This window comes from Microbacterium sp. F01, from assembly GCF_056156365.1.
In genome coordinates this window covers 1,547,976-1,569,891 of sequence record NZ_CM149592.1, presented here as the reverse complement: position 1 = coordinate 1,569,891, position 21,916 = coordinate 1,547,976, and the positions used below count along the sequence as shown (strand labels likewise).

Here is a 21,916-nt window from a genome sequence, read left to right as displayed (position 1 = left end):
GTGTCGCCCGACACCGCCAGCTTCGCCGCGGCGAGGATCAGGGGCGGTGGAACGGGTCCGCGTACAGCCGCTCGGGCACACGGAAGCCGAAGATCGCCCGCCCGGTCGACCAGATCGCCGCCGCACCCGCGCGCACGAGGTCGACCGGCCGGTCGCCCTCGCTCAGGATGCGGACGTCGGGGCCGTCGATCGCGACGCGCGCAGCGCGCACCGTCGCCACGCCGTCATTCACCTGCACGTCGGGGTACGGCTCGTGGAGCTCGCGAAGGTCGCCCAGGATGTACGTCGGCCGCGAGTTCTCAGGCGCCGCCAGCACGTGCTTCGGCCGATCCACGCCCGTGAGCACGAGCGCCGAGGGGATGCCGGCACGGTTGGCGCCGAGGATGTCGGTATCGAGACGGTCACCCAGGAACAACGGATGCTGCGCCTCGAACCGCGCGACGGCCTCCTGGAAGATCGGCACCTCGGGTTTGCCGGCCACGGTCGCGAGCCGACCGACGGCCGTGTGCACCGCGGAGACCAGCGTGCCGTTGCCGGGGGCGATGCCGCGGGACTGAGGGATCGTCCAGTCGGTGTTCGTCGCCACCCACGGGATGCCGCCGTCCTCTTCGGGTGTCTTGAGCGCGAACGCCGCCTCGGCGAGGTGGGTCCAGCCCACGTCGGGCGCGAAACCCTGCACCACCGCCGACGGCGCGTCGTCGGCGCTGCGCGTCACGACGAAGCCGGCTTTCTCGACCTCGACGACGAGCCCGTCGCCCCCGACGACGAGGACCGTCGATCCGGGCGCGATCTTCTCGGCGAGCAACCGCATCGCGGCCTGCGGGCTGGTGACGACATCACGCGGAGTCGTCGCGAGCCCGAGTTCGCTCAGATGGGCTGCGACCGAGGCATCCGTGCGCGCAGCATTGTTCGTGATGTACGCGAGCGAGCGGCCGTCGCGAGCGCGGTTGAGGCTCTCGACCGCGTGCGGCAGCGCGCCGGCGCCCGCGTAGACGACCCCGTCGAGGTCGGCGAGCACCACGTCGACACCGTCGAGCGGGGCAGGCGCTGCAGCCCGCCGCCCGAACAGCGCCATCAGCGGTCGGCCTCGTGGTCACCCGGGTCGTCGACGCCCGCGTCCACAAGGAGCTCGGCGACCTCGTCCGCGATGGAGATCTCCTCCGGCTCGACGGCAGCAGGTTCGGGCTCATCGACAGAGCCGGGCTCGGACTCGGGCTCGCCGAGTTCCTCGGACGGGTCCTGCTCGGTTTCAGCCGCGTCCTCTGACTCGTCCTCGAAGTCCTCTTCGATGACCTCCTCGACGAAGACCGTCTCGAGGTCGTCGACACCGGATGCTGCGTCGATCGCTTCGGCAGCGACCACCGCGCGCCGTTGCCACTGCGCGGCCTCGTCCGTGCGACCGAGTTCCTCGAGCACTGCGGCACGGGCGGCGAACAGAGCAGGGCTCCACTCGAACGCTCGGTCGGGATCGAGTTCGGGGATGTCGAGTTCCTGCAGCGCGCGTTCGGGCTCGCCGAGATCGAGGCGGGCACCCGACATCGCGATCGCCAACTCGACGCGCACCGGCGTCTCGAGCGTAGAGCGGTCGACGGCCCGGCCGACCTCGAGAGCACGATCAGCACGTCCGACGCCCCGCTCGCTGTCGACCATCAGGGCGATCTGGTCGTCGCGACCCGAGATCCGTCGGTAGGTGCGCAGCTCCCGAAGGGCGAGGGCGAAGTCACCCGTCGCGTAGGCGGTGATCGCGAGCGTCTCGCGCACGACGGCGATCCGGCCGGCGCGGCGAGACGCCGACAGCGCGTGCTGGTGCGCCAGCGCCGGGTCCTCGTCGATCAGCTGCGACGCCATCACCAGATGACGCGCGACATCTTCGGCGTTCTCCTTGCTCAGGGTCTTCAGCTCGTTGCGGGCAGCCGGCGGCAGATCGCGCCCGGTGACATCCTCCGGGATGACCGGGTCGTCGTGCCGGGCGCGGACCGGGCGGATCTCGCCTTCGCGCACGGCACGGTCGGGACGGTTCGCTCCCCCGCGGGTCGGACGCGCGGAGCGCTCGGAGGGCGCGCGGTCCCCGTCGCGCTTCGCGTAGGGACGGTCGCCATCGCGCTTCGCGTAGGGACGGTCCCCGTCGCGCTTCGCGTAGGGACGGTCGCCATCGCGCTTCGCGTAGGGACGGTCGCCATCGCGCTTCGCGTAGGGCTTGTGGTCTCCATCACGCTTCGCGTAGGGACGGTCGCCGTCACGCTTCGCGTAGGGACGATCTCCCTCGCGCTTCGCGTAGGGCTTGTGGTCGCCGTCACGCTTCGCGTAGGGACGGTCGCCGTCACGCTTCGCGTAGGGACGGTCGCCGTCACGCTTCGCGTAGGGACGGTCGCCTTCGCGCTTCGCGTAGGGCTTGTCGTCCCCGTCGCGCTTCGCGTAGGGCTTGTGGTCCCCGTCGCGCTTCGCGTAGGGCTTGTGGTCCCCGTCGCGCTTCGCGTAGGGCTTGTGATCGCCATCGCGCTTCGCATGGGGACGATCTCCCTCGCGCTTCGCGTAGGGCTTGTGGTCTCCGTCACGCTTCGCGTAGGCACGGTCGCCGTCGCGTTTCGCGTAGGGACGGTCGCCGTCGCGCTTGACGTACGGCTTGCGATCGCCGTCGCGCTTGGCGTACGGCTTGCGGTCGCCACCTGCCGACGCGGGCTTCCCGGATCGTTCGCGCTGCGCGCGTCGATCGTCGCGCGGCTCCTGCTCTGCCATTGTTCGATCCTCCTGGATGCTGCGTACGTCGGCAATCCACCGTGTTAACGCGAAATGGCCACCCTGCTTTGGGTGGCCATTTCGTGAATGGGTGTCCGGCGGTGTCCTACTCTCCCACAGGGTCCCCCCTGCAGTACCATCGGCGCTGAGAGGCTTAGCTTCCGGGTTCGGAATGGGACCGGGCGTTTCCCTCTCGCTATGGCCGCCGAAACTCTTTCGATGTTTCAGGTGTTCACAACGTGAAAGTCTTCTGTTCAGTTGCGGTGTCCCGACCGTACATCGGGAACCACTCAGTGGACGCGAGCTATCTCACCCCACCCGCAGGGGTGGGGGGGAAGTGTTTTCAAGTCATCGGCTTATTAGTACCAGTCAGCTGCACACGTTGCCGTGCTTCCACATCTGGCCTATCAACCCAGTAGTCTGGCTGGGAGCCTCTCACCCCGAAGGGTATGGAAGTCTCATCTTGAGGCCGGCTTCCCGCTTAGATGCTTTCAGCGGTTATCCATCCCGAACGTAGCTAACCAGCGGTGCACTTGGCAGTACAACTGGCACACCAGAGGTTCGTCCAACCCGGTCCTCTCGTACTAGGGTCAGATCCTCTCAAACTTCCTACGCGCGCAGCGGATAGGGACCGAACTGTCTCACGACGTTCTAAACCCAGCTCGCGTACCGCTTTAATGGGCGAACAGCCCAACCCTTGGGACCTACTCCAGCCCCAGGATGCGACGAGCCGACATCGAGGTGCCAAACCATGCCGTCGATATGGACTCTTGGGCAAGATCAGCCTGTTATCCCCGAGGTACCTTTTATCCGTTGAGCGACAGCGCTTCCACAAGCCACTGCCGGATCACTAGTCCCGACTTTCGTCCCTGCTCGACCTGTCAGTCTCACAGTCAAGCTCCCTTGTGCACTTACACTCGCCACCTGATTGCCAACCAGGTTGAGGGAACCTTTGGGCGCCTCCGTTACTTTTTGGGAGGCAACCGCCCCAGTTAAACTACCCACCAGGCACTGTCCCTGAACCGGATTACGGTTCGAAGTTAGATATCCAGAGTGACCAGAGTGGTATTTCAACAACGACTCCACCATGACTGGCGTCATAGCTTCACAGTCTCCCACCTATCCTACACAAGCCACACCGAACACCAATACCAAGCTGTAGTAAAGGTCACGGGGTCTTTCCGTCCTGCTGCGCGTAACGAGCATCTTTACTCGTATTGCAATTTCGCCGAGTTCGCGGTTGAGACAGTTGGGAAGTCGTTACGCCATTCGTGCAGGTCGGAACTTACCCGACAAGGAATTTCGCTACCTTAGGATGGTTATAGTTACCACCGCCGTTTACTGGGGCTTAAATTCTGAGCTTCGCCTTGCGGCTAACCCGTCCTCTTAACCTTCCAGCACCGGGCAGGCGTCAGTCCGTATACATCGTCTTGCGACTTGGCACGGACCTGTGTTTTTAGTAAACAGTCGCTACCCACTAGTCTCTGCGGCCACCACACCCTTTTCCAGGCAAGCTGGTATAAGTGGATGGCCCCCCTTCTCCCGAAGTTACGGGGGCATTTTGCCGAGTTCCTTAACCACGATTCTCTCGATCTCCTCGGTATTCTCTACCTGACCACCTGAGTCGGTTTGGGGTACGGGCGGCTAGAACCTCGCGTCGATGCTTTTCTCGGCAGCATAGGATCACCCACTTTTCATCCGCATCGTGTCTCAGCCACACGAGTCACGGATTTGCCTATGACTCGGCCTACGCACTTGCCCCGGGACAACCATCGCCCGGGATGGGCTACCTTCCTGCGTCACACCTGTTAATACGCTAACCGCACCAGCATGGGGTCGTACGCTAGGCCCCACGCCATCACCCGAAGGATCCGGTCATGGGGATTCAGATACTTAGCACTACTGGATTGATTGGGGCGGTTCTTCGCCGGTACGGGAATATCAACCCGTTGTCCATCGACTACGCCTGTCGGCCTCGCCTTAGGTCCCGACTTACCCAGGGAAGATTAGCTTGACCCTGGAACCCTTGGTCTTTCGGAGGACGTGTTTCTCACACGTCTTTCGCTACTCATGCCTGCATTCTCACTCGTGTAGCGTCCACGGCTGGGTCACCCCGCCGCTTCACTCGCCACACGACGCTCTCCTACCCATCAACACGGCTGGACCACGAAGGCCTACCAATAATGTCAATGCCACAACTTCGGTGGCGTGCTTGAGCCCCGTTACATTGTCGGCGCGGAATCACTTGACCAGTGAGCTATTACGCACTCTTTCAAGGGTGGCTGCTTCTAAGCCAACCTCCTGGTTGTCTAAGCAACTCCACATCCTTTCCCACTTAGCACGCGCTTAGGGACCTTAGATGGTGGTCTGGGTTGTTTCCCTCTCGACTATGAAGCTTATCCCCCACAGTCTCACTGCTGCGCTCTCACTTACCGGCATTCGGAGTTTGGCTGACGTCAGTAACCTTGTAGGGCCCATCGGCCATCCAGTAGCTCTACCTCCGGCAAGAAACACGCAACGCTGCACCTAAATGCATTTCGGAGAGAACCAGCTATCACGAAGTTTGATTGGCCTTTCACCCCTATCCACAGCTCATCCCCTCAGTTTTCAACCTAAGTGGGTTCGGCCCTCCACGACGTCTTACCGTCGCTTCAGCCTGGCCATGGATAGATCACTTCGCTTCGGGTCTAGGACATGCGACTAAAATCGCCCTATTCAGACTCGCTTTCGCTACGGCTACCCCACCCGGGTTAACCTCGCCACATATCGCTAACTCGCAGGCTCATTCTTCAAAAGGCACGCTGTCACACCTACCAGGGGTGCTCCAACGGTTTGTAAGCAAACGGTTTCAGGTACTATTTCACTCCCCTCCCGGGGTACTTTTCACCTTTCCCTCACGGTACTTGTCCGCTATCGGTCATCTGGGAGTATTTAGGCTTATCAGGTGGTCCTGACAGATTCACACGGGATTTCTCGGGCCCCGTGCTACTTGGGATACTCTCCACGCTGCGTCCGACATTTCGATTACGGGGCTGGCACCCACTCTGGCCGGCCTTTCAAGACCGTTCATCTATATCGACGCATCACGTTCACCACTCGGCAGAATGATACGGAAAGTCCCACGACCCCTCACATGCAACTCCTGCCGGATATCACACACATAAGGTTTAGCCTCATCCGATTTCGCTCGCCACTACTCACGGAATCACGGTTGTTTTCTCTTCCTGTGGGTACTGAGATGTTTCACTTCCCCACGTTCCCTCTACCCGCCCTATATATTCAGGCGGGAGTCACTAGGTCGGCACGCCGCCCAGCGGGGTTTCCCCATTCGGACACCCTCGGATCAAAACTTGCTTATCAGTTCCCCGAGGCTTATCGCAGATTGCTACGTCCTTCTTCGGCTCCAGATGCCAAGGCATCCACCGTTTGCTCTTAAAGACTTGAAAACATGAGAATCAAAAACTCAACCACACTCCCCCAAAGGAAGAGTGCGAAAGAAATTGACTAATGATCTTTAAGATCATCAACACAAAACAACCCCCAAAAGAGGTCATCTTGCAAAGATGCTCGCGTCCACTGTGTAGTTCTCAAAGTACGGGCGGCACTTCCCCCACCCACCAGCCAAGCCGGCAGCAAGGAAAGCCCAGAAGTCACGTCCCCCGCACCCCACCCAAACGGTGAGCATGCGGCGTCCGGTCCCTCAGGACCCAACAGCGTGCAGGCACCCCGCTCACCCACCCCCACCCTCCAACCCGGTCCGAGAACCGGGCGTACTAGTAGGAATCAGTCGCGCTGATGCCATGTCAAATGTTCCACCCACGAGCCCCCACCAGGAACATTCGTCCCGGCTGAGGTTCCTGCAACCCCGAAGAGTTGAGGTGCTCCTTAGAAAGGAGGTGATCCAGCCGCACCTTCCGGTACGGCTACCTTGTTACGACTTAGTCCTAATTACCGATCCCACCTTCGACGGCTCCCTCCACAAGGGTTGGGCCACCGGCTTCAGGTGTTACCGACTTTCATGACTTGACGGGCGGTGTGTACAAGACCCGGGAACGTATTCACCGCAGCGTTGCTGATCTGCGATTACTAGCGACTCCGACTTCATGAGGTCGAGTTGCAGACCTCAATCCGAACTGGGACCGGCTTTTTGGGATTCGCTCCACCTCACGGTATTGCAGCCCTTTGTACCGGCCATTGTAGCATGCGTGAAGCCCAAGACATAAGGGGCATGATGATTTGACGTCATCCCCACCTTCCTCCGAGTTGACCCCGGCAGTATCCCATGAGTTCCCACCATAACGTGCTGGCAACATAGAACGAGGGTTGCGCTCGTTGCGGGACTTAACCCAACATCTCACGACACGAGCTGACGACAACCATGCACCACCTGTTCACCAGTGTCCAAAGAGTTGACCATTTCTGGCCCGTTCTGGTGTATGTCAAGCCTTGGTAAGGTTCTTCGCGTTGCATCGAATTAATCCGCATGCTCCGCCGCTTGTGCGGGTCCCCGTCAATTCCTTTGAGTTTTAGCCTTGCGGCCGTACTCCCCAGGCGGGGAACTTAATGCGTTAGCTGCGTCACGGAATCCGTGGAAAGGACCCCACAACTAGTTCCCAACGTTTACGGGGTGGACTACCAGGGTATCTAAGCCTGTTTGCTCCCCACCCTTTCGCTCCTCAGCGTCAGTTACGGCCCAGAGATCTGCCTTCGCCATCGGTGTTCCTCCTGATATCTGCGCATTCCACCGCTACACCAGGAATTCCAATCTCCCCTACCGCACTCTAGTCTGCCCGTACCCACTGCAGGCCCGAGGTTGAGCCTCGGGATTTCACAGCAGACGCGACAAACCGCCTACGAGCTCTTTACGCCCAATAATTCCGGATAACGCTTGCGCCCTACGTATTACCGCGGCTGCTGGCACGTAGTTAGCCGGCGCTTTTTCTGCAAGTACCGTCACAAAAGCTTCTTCCTTGCTAAAAGAGGTTTACAACCCGAAGGCCGTCATCCCTCACGCGGCGTTGCTGCATCAGGCTTCCGCCCATTGTGCAATATTCCCCACTGCTGCCTCCCGTAGGAGTCTGGGCCGTGTCTCAGTCCCAGTGTGGCCGGTCACCCTCTCAGGCCGGCTACCCGTCGACGCCTTGGTGAGCCATTACCTCACCAACAAGCTGATAGGCCGCGAGCCCATCCCAGACCAAAAAATCTTTCCAACCCCCACCATGCGATAGAGGCTCATATCCAGTATTAGACGCCGTTTCCAGCGCTTATCCCAGAGTCCAGGGCAGGTTGCTCACGTGTTACTCACCCGTTCGCCACTGATCCACCAAGCAAGCTTGGCTTCACCGTTCGACTTGCATGTGTTAAGCACGCCGCCAGCGTTCATCCTGAGCCAGGATCAAACTCTCCATAAAAAAATGATGCCCACCAGAACCGGGAAAACAGTCCACAGCAGACGAGTTCAACCATGACCAAAAACGAATATCAAACTGACATCCATGAATTGATCCAAAAAAGACCCCCACCAACCAGCAAAAACTGATCGACAGAGAAAAAAATTGGCATTTGACAAGTGCACGCTGTTGAGTTCTCAAAGATCGGACGCACCCGCTTTCCGGCTTCACAGCCATCTCCGCGGGGCAACTTCTCTATCTTACACATCCTGGCCGCGCTGTCAATCCGACTCAGCGAGGTGCAAGACCCCGCCAGAGTCGACGACGAGCAGTCGCAGAAGTGGAAGAAACCCATCCTAAACCCGCAGGCGGGCACACTCAAAGCAAGTGTTGAAAGAAGGGGGTGGTTCACCTCTTGAGGGGGGTAAGGCTCTCGGCCTCTCCGCTTCCCTGTGGGGCGAACAGATAGAACTCTACGTGCGTCCTGGGGTCCCGTCGAATCGGGGCCGCACCCCGGGCGTGTCGCGCGCCGGCAACACCGGAAACACGCGGAAGCACGGCATCCGGCGCATCAGTCAGCATGAACGCCCCGGCGACGCCGGAGCACCTGCACTGCGATGCACAGCGCGATCGTGATCGCTCCCCACACCGCGCACGCCGGCGGGAGCACCCGATAGCCGAGGTGGGCGACGGTGAACTCCGCGTCGAGCGGGCCGAAGACGGCGAGTCCCCACAGGCACGCCGCCACGAGCATCACCGGCAGCGAGGCCCACCACGCCCAGCGGACCCACGGGGGAAGAACGCACGAGGCGAATGCCTCAGCGTCACGGCGCACCAGCCACGCCAGCATCCAGATCCCGATGATCGCCAGCCCGATCGCGCTCGAGCCATGCTGCAGCCACTTGAAGCCTGGCATCGGTCCCCACTCGGACTCGAGTGCCGGGATCGCCGTCGTCCCCCATCGGCCTTCATGGGTGAACAGGTCCCACACGATGTGGCTCACGACGCCGATCGCGAGCGAGAGGACGAGCAGCAGCATCCCGCTCCACGAAACGCGCGCGGGCTCACCCGAGATCGCGAATGTCTCACGGAGGGCCGGGCCGGCGCCGGCGTCCCACTCCCCCGGCAGCCGCACCGCCAGCCATCGCGGCGAGAGCTCACGGACGGCGGGCCGGATCAGCAGACGCCAGACCAGCAGCAGCGCCAACGCCAGCACGATCGTCGCCGGCAGCCAGACGAACGAGTGGGTGACGCCGTAGTGCAACGGCAGCCCCCGGACGAAGAGCGGCAGGTCCGGCGCCATCGCGCCGATCGCGACCGCCGCGGGCACGAGCGGCGTGCGCACGAACGGCAGCGCGACGACGGCATGGCTCGGGGTGAACGGCATCCGTCAGCCGCCCACCCGCAGAGCCATGCCGCTCGTCACGCGGCGTCAGCCGACGAAGACGCCCGCGAGGGTCTTCTTGCCGCGCCGGAGCACCGAGACCCCGCCGGGCAGGCCGCCCGTCACGGTCGCGGATTCGTCCTCGACCTTGGCGCCGTCGAGCGAGACTCCGCCTTGCGCGATCGCCCGGCGGCCCTCCGACAGGCTCGAGACGAGCCCGGTGTCGACGAGCGCCTGTACGACGTTCGTTCCGGTGACGACCGTGGCGTTGGGAAGCTCCTCGATCGCATGGCGCAGTGTGGTCGCGTCGAGCGCGGCCAGGTCACCCTGGCCGAACAGCGCCTCAGAGGCCGCGATCACGGCGGCGGCAGCATCCGTTCCGTGCACGAAAGCGGTGACCTCGAGGGCCAGGCGCTTCTGCGCGGCGCGGCGGAACGGCTCGTCGGCGACGAGGCGCTCGTACTCCTCGATCTCGGCGCGTGTCAGGAACGTGAAGATCTTCAGGCGCTGGATCACGTCGGCGTCGTCGGTGTTCAGCCAGAACTGGTACATCCGGTACGGGCTGCACATCGCGGCGTCGAGCCAGATGGCGTTGCCCTCGCTCTTGCCGAACTTCGTGCCGTCGCTGTTGGTGATCAGCGGCGTGCCGATCGCGTGCACCGAAACGCCCTCGACGCGGTGGATGAGATCCGTGCCGCTGGTGAGGTTGCCCCACTGGTCGCTGCCGCCGGTCTGCAGAACGCAGCCGTACTGACGGTAGAGCTCGAGGTAGTCCATCCCCTGCAGGATCTGGTAGCTGAACTCGGTGTAGCTGATGCCGGCCTCGGAGTTCAGGCGCGCAGCGACGGCGTCCTTCTTGAGCATCGTGCCCACGCGGTAGTGCTTGCCGATCTCACGCAGGAAGTCGATCGCGCTCATCGGAGCGGTCCAGTCGAGGTTGTTGACGATGCGCGCGGCGTTGTCACCCTCGAAGCTCAGGAACCGCTCCACCTGAGAGCGCAGGTAGCCGACCCACTCCGCCACCGTTTCGCGGGTGTTCAGGGTGCGCTCCGCAGACGGCCGCGGGTCGCCGACGAGGCCGGTCGAGCCGCCGACCAGGCCGAGCGGCTTGTGGCCGGCGAGCTGCAGGCGGCGCATCGTGAGCAGCTGCACGAGGTTGCCGAGGTGCAGGCTCGGCGCGGTCGGGTCGAAGCCGCAGTAATACGTGATCGGGTCCCCGGCGAGAAGGGCGCGCAGCGCCTCCTGATCGGTGGACACATGCACGAGCCCACGCCACACGATCTCATCCCACACGTTCTGGAACGCGGGGTCGATCGCGGGCGCAGTCGCGCTCACGACGGTTTCAGACACGCCCGCCAGGCTATCAGCGACGGATGCCTCGTCCCGCCCGCACCCGGTCGGGCCAGCGCTCGCTCATGCGAGCCAGGCAGCCTTAGGTTGTGAACTTAAAATGAGGCATCTTTAGCCTGAAGGCTTGCCTAGGTGAAGTGCTCAACCTAAACTTGGCCTTACTTCAGCCCTCACACATAAGGCACGTCCATGTTTGTGATCACCAGCGACCAGCGCGACAGCCGCAGCAACGCCGACCTCGTGCCCACCGCCGTCGCCTCCGTCCACGCGCACGGACACCAGGGGCTCGCGCTGGCCCCCGAGCGCACCGCGGGCGACGAGGTGCAGGTCGCCGTCGCCGATGCCGATGCGCTGCTCGCGATCGTGCTCGACCTGACACGCTCGGAGCAGTGGAGCGTCGGGGTCGGTGTCGGGGAGGTCGAGTCGCCCCTGCCGGACAGCGTGCGGGCCGCGCGCGGCGAGGCCTTCGTGAACGCGCGCGACGCTGTCGATCGAGCGAAGAAGGCCGCCACTCGCGTCGCGATCACCGCCCCGGACGGCGGGGCCGACGCCGAGGCGCTGGTGCGGCTGCTCGTGGAACTGCGCGATCGGCGCACCGCGGAGGGATGGGAGGTGTTCGACCTCCTGGCGACGGGGATCACGCAGCGCGAAGCCGCCACACGCCTCGGCATCTCGGAGGGCGCGGTGAGCCTGCGGGTGAAGTCGGCGGGCCTGCGCACCGAGGAGGCGGCTGTGCCCGCGATCGCCCGCGTGCTCGCGCGGCTGAGTCCGGGCCCCATGCCAGACTGACGCCATGGTCTCCCCCGACGTGATCCTCGTCGCCGCGCTGACGATCTTCCTGTTCCTCGCACTCTGCGGGGCACTCGTGCTGGTGGTGATCAGCCTCCGGAAGCCCTCGACCATCCCGCTCGTCGTGGCGGCCGTGCTGGTCGTGCTGTGCCTGCTCGCCGTGACGGTGTCGCCGGCGAACGTGCCGCTCCTGCTCGGCCTCGGAATCGCGATGCTCGGAACCGCCCTCGGCGTGCTCGGCGGCAATCCGATCACTCGACGCATCCTCGAGATCGCGAGCCACGGCCGGGTCGAGGAGGGCGACAACGGCGGCATCCTCCTGCGCGCTCCTGCGCTGCCAGGCGGCGTGCCCGGCGAGGGAGCCGTCCGTGAGGTGATGCGCGGCGGCACCACGATCGGCTACCTCGAGCGGGTGGCGGTGACGCTCGGGATCATCGCCGGGTTCCCCGAGGCGATCGCCGTGGTCGTGGCACTCAAGGGCATCGGCCGGTTCTCGGAGCTCGCGACCGCTGAGGCTCGCGAGCGCTTCATCATCGGGACGCTGGCGAGCCTGGTGTGGGCGTGCGTCGTCGCGGCCCTGGTGCGCCTCGCGATCTGGTGATCGCGGCGCCCTTCGCGGCTGAGGCCTAGAGTCCGAGGGCGTGCGCGGCGTCCTGCACGCGCTGGACCAGCTCGGCGCGCTGCTCGGCGACCCGCACGGGCGCCGTACCGCCGGCGCCGGTGCGGCTCGCGACCGAGCCCTCGACGCTCAGCACCTCACGGACCTCGGGCGTCAGCTGCGCCGAGACGTCGGCGAGTTGCGCGTCGGAGACCTCGTGCAGCTCGAGGCCGTTCTCCTCGCACACCCGGACGAGGTGGCCGGAGATCTCGTGGGCGTCGCGGAACGGGACGCCCCGCTTCACCAGCCACTCGGCGACGTCGGTCGCGAGCGAGAAACCCTGCGGCGCGAGCGCCGCCATGCGGTCGGTGTGGAAGCGCATGGTCGCGACCATGCCCGCGAACGCGGGCAGCACCGTCTCGAGGGTGCGCACCGAGTCGAACACCGGCTCCTTGTCTTCCTGCAGGTCGCGGTTGTACGCGAGCGGGAGGGCCTTGAGGGTTGCGAGCAGTCCGCTGAGATTGCCGATGAGCCGGCCCGCCTTGCCACGCGCGAGCTCGGCGATGTCGGGGTTCTTCTTCTGCGGCATGATGCTCGAGCCCGTCGAATAGCCGTCGTCGAGCGTCACGAAGCCGAACTCGCGCGTGTTCCAGAGGATGATCTCCTCCGCGAAGCGCGAGACGTCGATGCCGATCATCGCCGTGACGAACGCGAACTCGGCGACCACGTCGCGCGAGGACGTGCCGTCGAGGGAGTTCTCGGCCGGACGGTCGAGCCCGAGCTCACGGGCGACCAACTGCGGGTCGAGTCCGAGCGTCGAGCCGGCGAGTGCGCCGCCGCCGTACGGCGACACCGCCGCGCGCGCCGACCAGTCGCGCAGGCGCTCGAGGTCACGCACGAGCGGCCAGGCGTGGGCCTGCAGGTGGTGCGCGAGGAGCACGGGCTGCGCGTGCTGCAGGTGGGTGCGGCCGGGCATGATCGCGTCGGGGTGCGCGTCTGCCTGCGCCACGAGCGCGTCGACGAGGCGGAGGATCTCACGCGCGATCGTGCGAGAGTGGTCGAGCAGATACATGCGCACGAGCGTCGCGATCTGGTCGTTGCGGCTGCGGCCGGCGCGCAGCTTGCCGCCGAGCTCGGTGCCGACGACGCCGATCAATGCCTGCTCCAACGCGCCGTGGACGTCTTCGTCGGATGCCGCGGGCCGAAGGGTCCCGTCGGTGACGCCTCGTGCGAGCTCATCGAGGCCGTCGTGCATGGCCCGCTCTTCGTCGACGGTGAGGTAGCCCGCCGCGGCGAGAGCCTTGGCGTGGGCGTGCGAACCGGCGATGTCGTACAGCGCGAGATCCCAGTCGAAATGGGTCGATCGGCTCAGTTCCGCCAGCTCCGGGGACGGTCCCGTCGCGAAACGGGCTCCCCACAGTGCGCCTTCGTTGGTGCCGTCGCCCTTCGATTCACTCACTCGACCAGCCTACCGACGCGCCACCGACCCCACCGCCGCTGTGTCATTCCCGACGGTCGCCGGGGACGGCGTCCGTGTCCGTCCCCATTGACAGGCGCCTCATCCGCAACGTCCGGATCCGAGTCGGCCGCTCGTGCCGTATCAGCCCACGTTCGCGACATCTTCGGCCGACTGGTCGGGAACGTGAGCCCGCAGTCCGCACCCGGACCCATACCGAGCCGGCCCTGAGTGCCGCATCAACCACCCACAGCGACCACAGCGGCCGACCCGAGCCCGCGTCATCGCCTCCTCCACAGGGCGCCACCGAGGTCGGCTGTCCAGAGACGGGCGCCGCGGGCGTATGGCGGTACCCAGACTCGGGGACGATGACGGGGTGCCACGCAAGCCACGCCCCCTGCCCTCGTCTCTCGGCGACAGCTTCTCCGTCGCCGCCGCGAGGGCTGCAGGAGTTTCATCGCGGCGGCTTCGGAACGACGACCTCGACAAGCCCTTCCGGGGAGTCCGCACCCGTGCGCCGGAGCCGGAGCAATCGGTTCCTGACGAGGGCACCGCCGCACGCGAGTCAAGACTGCTCCGCGCAGCGATCCTGCGACGGGCGCGCGCATATAAGACGGTCGCTCCTGCCCATGCCTTTCTGTGGTCGGTCACCGCGGCTGTGGTCTGGAGGTTCCCGACCCCGCTCCGTCTCCTGCGCGCGGCGGCAACGACGACGGAGACGGATGCTGCCTCCACAACTCCCACCCGGACGGAACCGGCGCGTGCTCGCGATGTCGATGCCGGTGTGTTCCATCCGCACCGGTCTTCGAAGGCGGCAGGGGTGCGAGCGCGACAATTCCGTCCGGGAATCACGGCGGTGATCGAACGCGACAGCTTCCGGGTGACGGATGCCGCGACGACCTGGGCGCACCTCGCTGAACTGCTCACGGTGGACGAGCTCATCGCCGTGGGAGACGCGATCGTCCGCATCCCTCGTGCCCGGGGGATGCGGCGCGGCGACCCTTCCGACGCGCACGCGAGCATCGCTGATCTCGAAGCGGTCGCCGCCCAGCCGCGCAGAGGAGCCGTCAAACTCCGGGAGGCGTTGTTGCACATCCGCGTCGGCAGCGCGTCGCCCCGAGAGACCCAGCTGCGGCTCGCGCTCATTCGCGCGGGGCTTCCCGAACCCGAGCTGGATGTGGACGTCATCGCCGCCGACGGCACGGCCATCGGCTACACGGAGCTGGCTTACCAGACGTATCGAATCCTGATCGAGTACGAGGGCGATCACCACCGCCGTGACCCCGCGCAGTGGGAGCGCGACATCGTCAAGCATGCGGCGTGCGCCGCCGAGGGGTGGGATGTCGTTCGGATCACCTCAGCGCAGATGACCCCCACTCCCGCCGTGGCGGTCGCCCGAGTGCGTGCCGCGCTCACCCGCGCCGGCTGGCGCGGCTGATCACGCCGCGCCCCGCTCGGACGCCGGGTCGGCCCGCAACGCCGCAACAGGCTCGACCGACGACCACAGCGGCCAACCCGACACCCACCACTCGCGCACCAGATCGAGCCTCGACGCCAAGTGGGCCCGCAACGCCGTAACCGGCGTGACCGACGACCACAGCGGCCAACCCGACTCCAGATCGTCGGGTCAGCGCTGCATCCGATCGCCGGGGACGGCGAAGCGCGAGGCGGCGTCGAGCAGCGTCTCGAGCGGGCCGCGGCCGACGAGGAGCGCCCACGCGGTGCACAGCACGATGGTGCCGAGGGTGAGCGGCCAGAACGGCTCGAGAGCGCGGAAGCCCGCGAGATCGCCGACGCGGGCGAGCACGGCGTCGGCGACGGCGGCCCAGACCACGAGCTGCAGCGTGTACGCGGTCAGCGGCATCGCGCCGACGGCGCGCAGCGGCAAGACGACCCACACGACGAACGTGCGGCAGGCGAGGAGGCACACGCCGAGCACGGCGAGCGCGAAGCCGCCGGACCCGATCACCTCGAGCAGGCCGGTCGAGTGGGGCCTGACAGTCCAGAGCGCACCGAGGTACGACGCGGCCTCGGCCTCCGGGTCGGAGCCCGTCGCGGCGCCGAGGCCGTAGCCGATCGCGGCGAGCGCGGCCCCGGCGGCGACGAGCCACACCTGCACCCGCAGCCGCGTCACCCCGGCGCGGGCGACGCCGAGACCGGCCACGACGAACGCGATCCATGTCGTGAAGGGGTAGTGCCAGCCGAGTCCGAGCGACACCGCTTCGCCGATCGGCGAACTCCAGAGGGGGAGCGCATCGAGGACGATCTGCACGAACGGCAGGATCAGCGCCAGCGCGGCGGCGAGCGGCAGCAGCACGCGCGCCGGCAGGGAGGTCAGCGGCAGCGCCAGCAGGAACATCAGTGCATAGGCGGGGAGGATCACGAACACGGGCACATCGGTGGCGATGAAAAGGATGCCGAGTACCCAGAGCAGTCCCGCGCGCACGGCGAGGCGTCCGCGCGCGGTCCTCATCGCGACGCCGGCGAGCGGCGACCGCGCTCCGGTGACCAGTCCGATCGAGACGCCGGCGAGCGTCGCGAACAGGATCGACGAACGGCCCGACACGACCGCGACCCACGTGCCGGGGTCGAGCACGTCGAAGGGCTCGGTGATCCAGAGCAGGTGCGCGGCGAACATGCCGAGCACGGCCAGGCCTCGCGCGAGATCGACCCCGCCGATGCGGGCGGGGCCGTTCAGGCGCTCCCAGCGCGTGGTGAGCCAGCCGTCGGCGCGCGGCGCGGAGCGCTGCGTCTCGCTCGTGCCTCGCGCGCTCACCGACCGGGCGCTCTCAGTCCTGGCGCAGGAGCCAGACGAGCAGGGCCTTCTGGGCGTGGAGGCGGTTCTCCGCCTCATCCCAGACGACGCTCTGCGGACCGTCGATCACCTCGGCGTCGACCTCGTAGCCGCGGTCGGCGGGCAGACAGTGGATGAAGATCGCGTCGTCCTTGGCGAGACCCATCAGCTCCTGGGTCACCTTGTAGCCGCCGAGGTCGCGCAAGCGCTCGAGTTTCTCCTCCTCCTTGCCCATCGACACCCATGTGTCCGTGACGATGACGTCGGCACCCGCCGCCGCCTCGTTCGGGTCGGTGTAGAGGGTGACGGAGCCGCCGGTCTCGGCCGCGCGGCGATCGGCGTCGGCGATCACGTCGTCACGGGGCGCGTACGCCTCGGGCGACGCGACGCGCACGTGCATCCCGGCGGTCACGCCCGCCAGGACGTACGAGTGGGCCATGTTCGACTTGCCGTCGCCGAAGAAGGAGAGAGTGAGCCCCGCCAGCTCGCCCTTGTGCTCCTTGATGGTGAGGAGGTCCGCGAGCAGCTGGCAGGGGTGGAAGTCGTCGCTCAGCGCGTTGACGACGGGCACGCGGGTGCCCTCCGCCATCTGCTCGAGGCCCGCCTGCGCGTACGTGCGCCAGACGATGGCCGCCACCTGGCGCTCGAGGACGCGAGCAGTGTCGGCCGGCGTCTCCTTGCCGCCGAGCTGGCTGTTCGCCGTCGAGATGATGAGCGGCGAGCCGCCCAGGTCTGCGATGCCGACCGCGAACGAGACGCGCGTGCGCGTCGAGGACTTGTCGAAGATGACCGCGACCGTCTGCGGACCCTCGAGGGGCTTGAGCTTCCAGCGGTCCTTCTTGAGCGAGACGGCGAGGTCGAGGATCTCGTCCTGTTCGGCCTGCGTCAGGTCGTCGTCGCGCAGCAGGTGGCGGGTCATGCGGGAACCTCCGTCGAAGCGTCGAGCACGAGTGCGTCCTCGACCGTGCGCAGCGACGACGTGAAGAGGTCGACGAATTCGTCGATCTCGACGTCGCCGATCGTCAGTGCGGGGACGAGGCGGATCGTCTCGTCGTTCGGCGCGTTGATCACGAGACCGTGCTCCTGCGCCGCGGCCACGAGTGCCTTGGAGACAGGATGCTTCAGCCCGATGCCGATCAGAAGGCCAGAGCCGCGGCATCCGTCGATCAGACCCGAATCGATGCCCTCGATCGCCGCGCGCAGCTGAGCACCGCGCTCGGCGGCGTTGCGCACCAGCTCGGCCCGCTCGATCTCACCGAGCACGGCGCCGGCGACGGCGGTGCCGAGCGCGTTGCCGCCGAACGTCGAGCCATGCGTGCCCGGATAGAACAGTTCACTCGCGGCGCCGAACGTGATGAGCGCGCCGATCGGGAAGCCCCCGCCGATGCCCTTGGCGACGGTGATCGCGTCAGGGGTGATGCCCTCGTGCTGGAAGGCGAACCACTCCCCCGTACGCCCGGCGCCGGTCTGGATCTCGTCGATGATGAGAAGCGCCCCGTGGCGCTCGGTGATCTCGCGCGCCGCCGCGAGGTAGCCCTCGGGCAGCGGGATCACGCCCGCCTCGCCCTTGACGGGCTCGACGAACAGCGCGGCCACCCGGTCGTCGATCGCCGCTTCGAGCGCCTCGACCGTGGAGTCGATGAACTCGACGCCCGGCGTCATCGGGAGGAAGGGCTCCTGCATGTACGGCTTGCCGGTGAGGGCGAGCGTGCCCATCGTGCGGCCGTGGAAGGCGTCGGTGAGCGCGAGGATGCGCGGCCGCTCGGTGCCGCCGTGGAGGCGGGCGAGCTTGAACGCGGCCTCGTTCGCCTCGGCACCCGAGTTGCCGAAGTACACGCGGCCGTCGTCGCCGGTGCCGGCGAGCCGCTTCAGCGTCGCGGCGAGCGCCAGCTGCGGCGGGGTCGCGAAGTAGTTCGACACGTGCGCGAGCGTCGCGGCCTGAGTCGCGATCGCGTCGACGAACACCGGGTGCGCGTGGCCGAGCGAGTCGACCGCGATCCCCGCGAGGAAGTCGAGGTAGCGCTTACCGTCGGCGTCCCACAGGTAGGACCCCTCACCCCGCACGAACATCTGCATGCGAGCACCGAAGCTCTTGACGAGGTCGCGCCCCGCATCGTCCTGCCACGTCATCCGAGCACCACCTCTGTTCCGATTCCCTTGCTGGTGAAGATCTCCACGAGCACCGAGTGCGGCACCCGCCCGTCGATGATGGCCGCGGTCTCGACGCCGCCTTCGACGGCCTCCAGGCACGCCGCCATCTTCGGGATCATGCCCGACTCGAGCTTCGGCAGCATCGCCCTGAGCTCCGTCGAGGTCAGGTGCGACACGAGCGAGTCGCGGTTGGGCCAGTCGGCGTACAGCCCCGCGACGTCGGTGAGCACCACGAGCTTCGCCGCACCGAGTGCGACGGCGAGAGCGGATGCTGCGGCATCCGCGTTCACGTTCAGCGAGTGTCCGGGGTGGTCGAGGTCGGGGGCGATGCTCGAGACCACCGGGATGCGGCCCGCCTCGATCTGGTCGTGCACGGGCTGCGGGTCGACCTCGACGACATCGCCGACGCGACCCAGGTCGTGCTCGACGCCCTCGATGACGACGCCGCGACGGCGTCCGCCGAAGAGTCCGGCGTCCTCACCGCTGAGTCCGGTCGCGACCGGTCCGTGGGCGTTGATCTTCGACACGAGCTGCGGGTTGATCTGCCCGGTGAGCACCATGCGCACCACCGAGATCGCTTCGGTCGAGGTGACGCGGTAGCCGCCCTTGAACTCGCTCGGGATCGCGAGGCGGTCGAGCATCGACGAGATCTGGGGTCCGCCGCCGTGCACGACGACGGGCTTCACCCCGACGTAGCGGAGGTACGCGATGTCGGCGGCGAAGGCATCCTGCAGCTCCTCGCTCACCATCGCGTTGCCGCCGTACTTCACGACGACGATCTGGTCGCGGAAGCGCTTGAGCCACGGCAGCGACTCGATGAGGGTCACCGCCCGGGCGCTGGCTTCGCCGGGATCGGTCTCTTGCAGGTCGGTCATGAGGAGTAGGCGCTGTTCTCGTGGACGTAGTCGTGCGTGAGGTCGTTGGTGAGGATCGTCGCCGTCGCCGCGCCGACCTTCAGGTCGATCACCAGGTGCGTCGCCCGTGGCGTGAGGTCGACGGCTTCGCGCGGCGCGTCGGGACCGCCGGCGCTGCACACGCGCACACCGTTCATCCAGACGTCGACGTCGTAGGGGTCGAACGCGGCCTCGGTCGTCCCGATCGCGGCGAGGACGCGACCCCAGTTCGGGTCGTTGCCGAAGATCGCGGCCTTGAAGAGGTTGTTGCGGGCGACCGACCGGCCGACCTCGACCGCGTCGTCTTCCGACGCGGCGTTGATGACCTCGATCGTGATGTCGTGGCTCGCCCCCTCGGCGTCGCCCTGCAGCTGCTGCGCGAGATCCTGGCAGACCTCGGCGAGCGCCGCGGCGAACGCGGCGGGGTCGGGGGTGACGCCCGACGCGCCGCTCACCATGAGGGTGACCTGGTCGTTCGTCGACATGCAGCCGTCCGAGTCGAGCCGGTCGAAGGTGCGTCCGGTGGCCGCCCGCAGCGCGGCGTCGGCCTGCGCCGCGTCGAGCACGGCGTCTGTCGTGATCACCACGAGCATCGTCGCCAGGCCGGGCGCCAGCATCCCGGCGCCCTTCGCCATGCCGCCGATCGACCAGCCGTCGCCCGTCAGGGCCGCGCGCTTCGGCTTCGAATCCGTGGTCATGATCGCGAGGGATGCTGCCTCCCCGCCCTCGGCGGAGAGTGCGGCGATGCCCTGCTCGGTGCCGGCGAGCACCTTCGCGCGGAACACCTCGTCGCCGGTGCCGATGAGCCCGGTGGAGCAGATCAGGATGTCGCCGGCGCTGACGTCGAGCAGCTCCGCGGCCTTCTCGGCGGTCTGGTGCGTGGTCTGGAAGCCGAAGGAGCCGGTGAAGCAGTTCGCGCCGCCCGAGTTGAGGACGATGGCCTCGACCACTCCGTCACGGATGACCCCCTGCGACCAGATGATGGGGTTCGCCTTCGCACGGTTGCTCGTGAAGACGGCGGCGCCGACCTTGAGCGGTCCGCGGTTGACGACCACGGCGACATCGGGCTTGCCGGTCGACTTGAGTCCGACGGCGACGCCCGCCGCTTCGAATCCCTGGGGCGCGGTGACGCTCACGGGGCTACTCCGTTCACAGACAGCGCGGTGCCTTCGGCCAGGCCCAGCGCGATGTTCATGGACTGCACGGCGGCTCCGGCCGTGCCCTTGACGAGGTTGTCGACCGCCGTCACGACGGTCACGCGGTTCGCCGCGCGATCGATCGCGAGGCCCAGCAGCGCCGTGTTCGCACCGAGCACGTCGGCCGTGCGCGGGAACTGCCCGGCGGGCAGCAGCTGCACGAACGTCTCGTCGCCGTACACGGATTCCCACGCGGCGCGGATCTCGTCGTCGGTCGCACCCCGCGCGATCGGCGCGGTGGAGGTCGCGAGGATGCCTCGCGACATCGGCACGAGCACCGGGGTGAAGGAGATGCGAATCCCCTCGTCTGCCGTGGTGCCGGGTTCGGCTCCCGACGCGCGCGCCGCCGCGAGCGCCTGGCGGATTTCGGGGATGTGCCGGTGCGAGCCGCCCACGGCGTAGGGGTTCGCAGACCCCAGGATCTCGGCGGCGAGCAGGTTGGTCTTGAGGCTCTTGCCGGCGCCCGAAGGACCGACCGCGAGCACCGTCACGATGTCGGAAGGATCGATGACACCCGCGGCCACGCCTGGCGCGAGGCTCAGACTCACGGTGGAGGCGTTGCAGCCGGGCGCCGCGATGCGGGATGCCCCGACCAGCCGCTCGCGCTGCTTCGAACCCGCCACCGGGAGCTCGGGAACCCCGTAGACCCAGGGGTCATGGAAGTCGCCGCCGTAGAAGCGATCCCAGTCGGCGACCGACTCGAGGCGGTGATCGGCGCCGGCGTCGATCACCAGCGGTGTGTCGCCGAGGGCGTCGGTGTACTGCCCGGATTGGCCGTGCGGCAGCGCCAGGAAGACGATGTCGTGACCGGCGAGCACCTCGGGCGAGGTCTCGGCGAGGGTCAGGTGCGCGAGCGAGCGCAGGTGGGGCTGGTGCTGGATGAGCGGCTGTCCCGCGTTGGAGTGCGCGGTCACGGTGCGGATCTCGACGTCGGGATGCGCGGCGAGGATCCGCAGGATCTCGCCGCCCGCATAGCCGGATGCGCCGGAGACGGCGACCGAATATGTCATGGATTCCACCTTAGAGTCTGGGCGCTTCGACGAAGCTCAGCAGAGGGCCGGAGACGGCGACGCCCACTCGCGACGGTCCATGACAGGACGGCGTGCGGGGGTCGCCTAGAGTCGGCGCTCGCCCAGACGGCGTCGGCGCGCGGGAGCGGCGCTCGGAACGAGCGTCGAG

14 protein-coding genes and 3 rRNA genes are annotated in these 21,916 nt (G+C 66.6%); 3 read left to right on the top strand and 14 right to left on the bottom strand.

The features are described 5' to 3' along the window. Window positions 1-37: 37 nt before the first annotated feature. From ACVN90_RS06960 to tyrS, 7 genes are all read right to left on the bottom strand, one after another. The gene (locus ACVN90_RS06960; protein WP_475101407.1) at window positions 38-1,075 is read right to left on the bottom strand and encodes an HAD-IIA family hydrolase; all 1,038 of its coding nucleotides are present in this window, start codon (window positions 1,073-1,075) and stop codon (window positions 38-40) included. Continuing rightward, window positions 1,075-2,736: a primosomal protein gene (locus ACVN90_RS06955; RefSeq protein ID WP_475101406.1), complete on the bottom strand. Its 1,662-nt coding sequence runs from the start codon at window positions 2,734-2,736 to the stop codon at window positions 1,075-1,077. Before ACVN90_RS06955 ends, ACVN90_RS06960 begins: the two co-directional genes overlap by 1 nt. Before the next feature lie 93 nt (window positions 2,737-2,829). Then, window positions 2,830-2,946, bottom strand: a 5S ribosomal RNA gene (gene rrf / locus ACVN90_RS06950). A 129-nt stretch (window positions 2,947-3,075) separates the two neighbouring features. Further along, a 23S ribosomal RNA gene (locus ACVN90_RS06945) occupies window positions 3,076-6,182 on the bottom strand. A 443-nt stretch (window positions 6,183-6,625) separates the two neighbouring features. Continuing rightward, window positions 6,626-8,147 (bottom strand): 16S ribosomal RNA (locus tag ACVN90_RS06940). The 16S, 23S and 5S rRNA genes sit together here, the layout of an rRNA operon. Before the next feature lie 550 nt (window positions 8,148-8,697). Beyond that, entirely contained in the window at window positions 8,698-9,513 is an 816-nt protein-coding gene (locus ACVN90_RS06935; RefSeq protein WP_475101404.1) for a DUF4184 family protein, read from the bottom strand. 45 nt (window positions 9,514-9,558) lie between these two features. Continuing rightward, on the bottom strand, window positions 9,559-10,860 hold the full coding sequence (gene tyrS / locus ACVN90_RS06930) for a tyrosine--tRNA ligase (RefSeq protein WP_475101403.1): 1,302 nt from the start codon (window positions 10,858-10,860) through the stop codon (window positions 9,559-9,561). Between the two features lie 189 nt (window positions 10,861-11,049). Here tyrS and ACVN90_RS06925 point away from each other — a divergent pair, with 189 nt between their 5' ends. Both ACVN90_RS06925 and ACVN90_RS06920 read left to right on the top strand, forming a co-directional pair. Next, window positions 11,050-11,649, top strand: coding sequence for a DNA-binding protein (locus ACVN90_RS06925; protein WP_475101401.1), 600 nt, complete (start codon window positions 11,050-11,052; stop codon window positions 11,647-11,649). A 4-nt stretch (window positions 11,650-11,653) separates the two neighbouring features. Then, window positions 11,654-12,250, top strand: coding sequence for a hypothetical protein (locus ACVN90_RS06920; protein ID WP_475101400.1), 597 nt, complete (start codon window positions 11,654-11,656; stop codon window positions 12,248-12,250). A gap of 25 nt (window positions 12,251-12,275) precedes the next feature. Here ACVN90_RS06920 and argH read toward each other — a convergent pair whose 3' ends face one another. Next, window positions 12,276-13,706 (bottom strand): argininosuccinate lyase, encoded by a 1,431-nt coding sequence (gene argH / locus ACVN90_RS06915; protein ID WP_475101399.1) that lies wholly within the window; start codon window positions 13,704-13,706, stop codon window positions 12,276-12,278. A gap of 853 nt (window positions 13,707-14,559) precedes the next feature. On the opposite strand from argH, the gene ACVN90_RS06910 reads away from it, so the two are divergent. After that, complete coding sequence (locus ACVN90_RS06910) at window positions 14,560-15,141, top strand: hypothetical protein (RefSeq protein WP_475101398.1); 582 nt, start codon at window positions 14,560-14,562, stop codon at window positions 15,139-15,141. A gap of 189 nt (window positions 15,142-15,330) precedes the next feature. On the opposite strand, the gene ACVN90_RS06905 is transcribed toward ACVN90_RS06910, so the two are convergent. Genes ACVN90_RS06905 through argC form a run of 6 tightly spaced genes read right to left on the bottom strand, consistent with a single transcriptional unit; the run spans window position 15,331 to window position 21,747 of the window. After that, a complete protein-coding gene (locus ACVN90_RS06905) occupies window positions 15,331-16,479 on the bottom strand; it encodes a heparan-alpha-glucosaminide N-acetyltransferase domain-containing protein (RefSeq protein WP_475101397.1) in 1,149 nt (382 codons plus the stop codon). Between the two features lie 13 nt (window positions 16,480-16,492). Beyond that, complete coding sequence (gene argF, locus ACVN90_RS06900) at window positions 16,493-17,416, bottom strand: ornithine carbamoyltransferase (RefSeq protein ID WP_159844898.1); 924 nt, start codon at window positions 17,414-17,416, stop codon at window positions 16,493-16,495. Next, complete coding sequence (locus ACVN90_RS06895; RefSeq protein ID WP_475101396.1) at window positions 17,413-18,627, bottom strand: acetylornithine transaminase; 1,215 nt, start codon at window positions 18,625-18,627, stop codon at window positions 17,413-17,415. The genes argF and ACVN90_RS06895 overlap by 4 nt, the downstream gene beginning before the upstream one ends. Further along, window positions 18,624-19,523, bottom strand: a complete 900-nt coding sequence (argB, locus tag ACVN90_RS06890) for an acetylglutamate kinase (RefSeq protein ID WP_475101395.1) — start codon at window positions 19,521-19,523, stop codon at window positions 18,624-18,626. The genes ACVN90_RS06895 and argB overlap by 4 nt, the downstream gene beginning before the upstream one ends. Next, on the bottom strand, window positions 19,520-20,677 hold the full coding sequence (argJ, locus tag ACVN90_RS06885; protein WP_475101394.1) for a bifunctional glutamate N-acetyltransferase/amino-acid acetyltransferase ArgJ: 1,158 nt from the start codon (window positions 20,675-20,677) through the stop codon (window positions 19,520-19,522). The genes argB and argJ overlap by 4 nt, the downstream gene beginning before the upstream one ends. Then, a complete protein-coding gene (argC, locus tag ACVN90_RS06880; RefSeq protein ID WP_475101393.1) occupies window positions 20,674-21,747 on the bottom strand; it encodes an N-acetyl-gamma-glutamyl-phosphate reductase in 1,074 nt (357 codons plus the stop codon). Before argC ends, argJ begins: the two co-directional genes overlap by 4 nt. Window positions 21,748-21,916 lie beyond the last annotated feature (169 nt).

What these genes read in the sequence shown, in the direction of transcription:
- ACVN90_RS06955 (WP_475101406.1), bottom strand. Translation starts at nt 2,736, where the DNA reads ATGGCAGAGCAGGAGCCGCGCGACGATCGACGCGCGCAGCGCGAACGA.
- ACVN90_RS06920 (WP_475101400.1), top strand. Translation starts at nt 11,654, where the DNA reads ATGGTCTCCCCCGACGTGATCCTCGTCGCCGCGCTGACGATCTTCCTG.
- ACVN90_RS06925 (WP_475101401.1), top strand. Translation starts at nt 11,050, where the DNA reads ATGTTTGTGATCACCAGCGACCAGCGCGACAGCCGCAGCAACGCCGAC.
- ACVN90_RS06895 (WP_475101396.1), bottom strand. Translation starts at nt 18,627, where the DNA reads ATGACGTGGCAGGACGATGCGGGGCGCGACCTCGTCAAGAGCTTCGGT.
- ACVN90_RS06935 (WP_475101404.1), bottom strand. Translation starts at nt 9,513, where the DNA reads ATGCCGTTCACCCCGAGCCATGCCGTCGTCGCGCTGCCGTTCGTGCGC.
- argF (WP_159844898.1), bottom strand. Translation starts at nt 17,416, where the DNA reads ATGACCCGCCACCTGCTGCGCGACGACGACCTGACGCAGGCCGAACAG.
- ACVN90_RS06960 (WP_475101407.1), bottom strand. Translation starts at nt 1,075, where the DNA reads ATGGCGCTGTTCGGGCGGCGGGCTGCAGCGCCTGCCCCGCTCGACGGT.
- argB (WP_475101395.1), bottom strand. Translation starts at nt 19,523, where the DNA reads ATGACCGACCTGCAAGAGACCGATCCCGGCGAAGCCAGCGCCCGGGCG.
- argC (WP_475101393.1), bottom strand. Translation starts at nt 21,747, where the DNA reads ATGACATATTCGGTCGCCGTCTCCGGCGCATCCGGCTATGCGGGCGGC.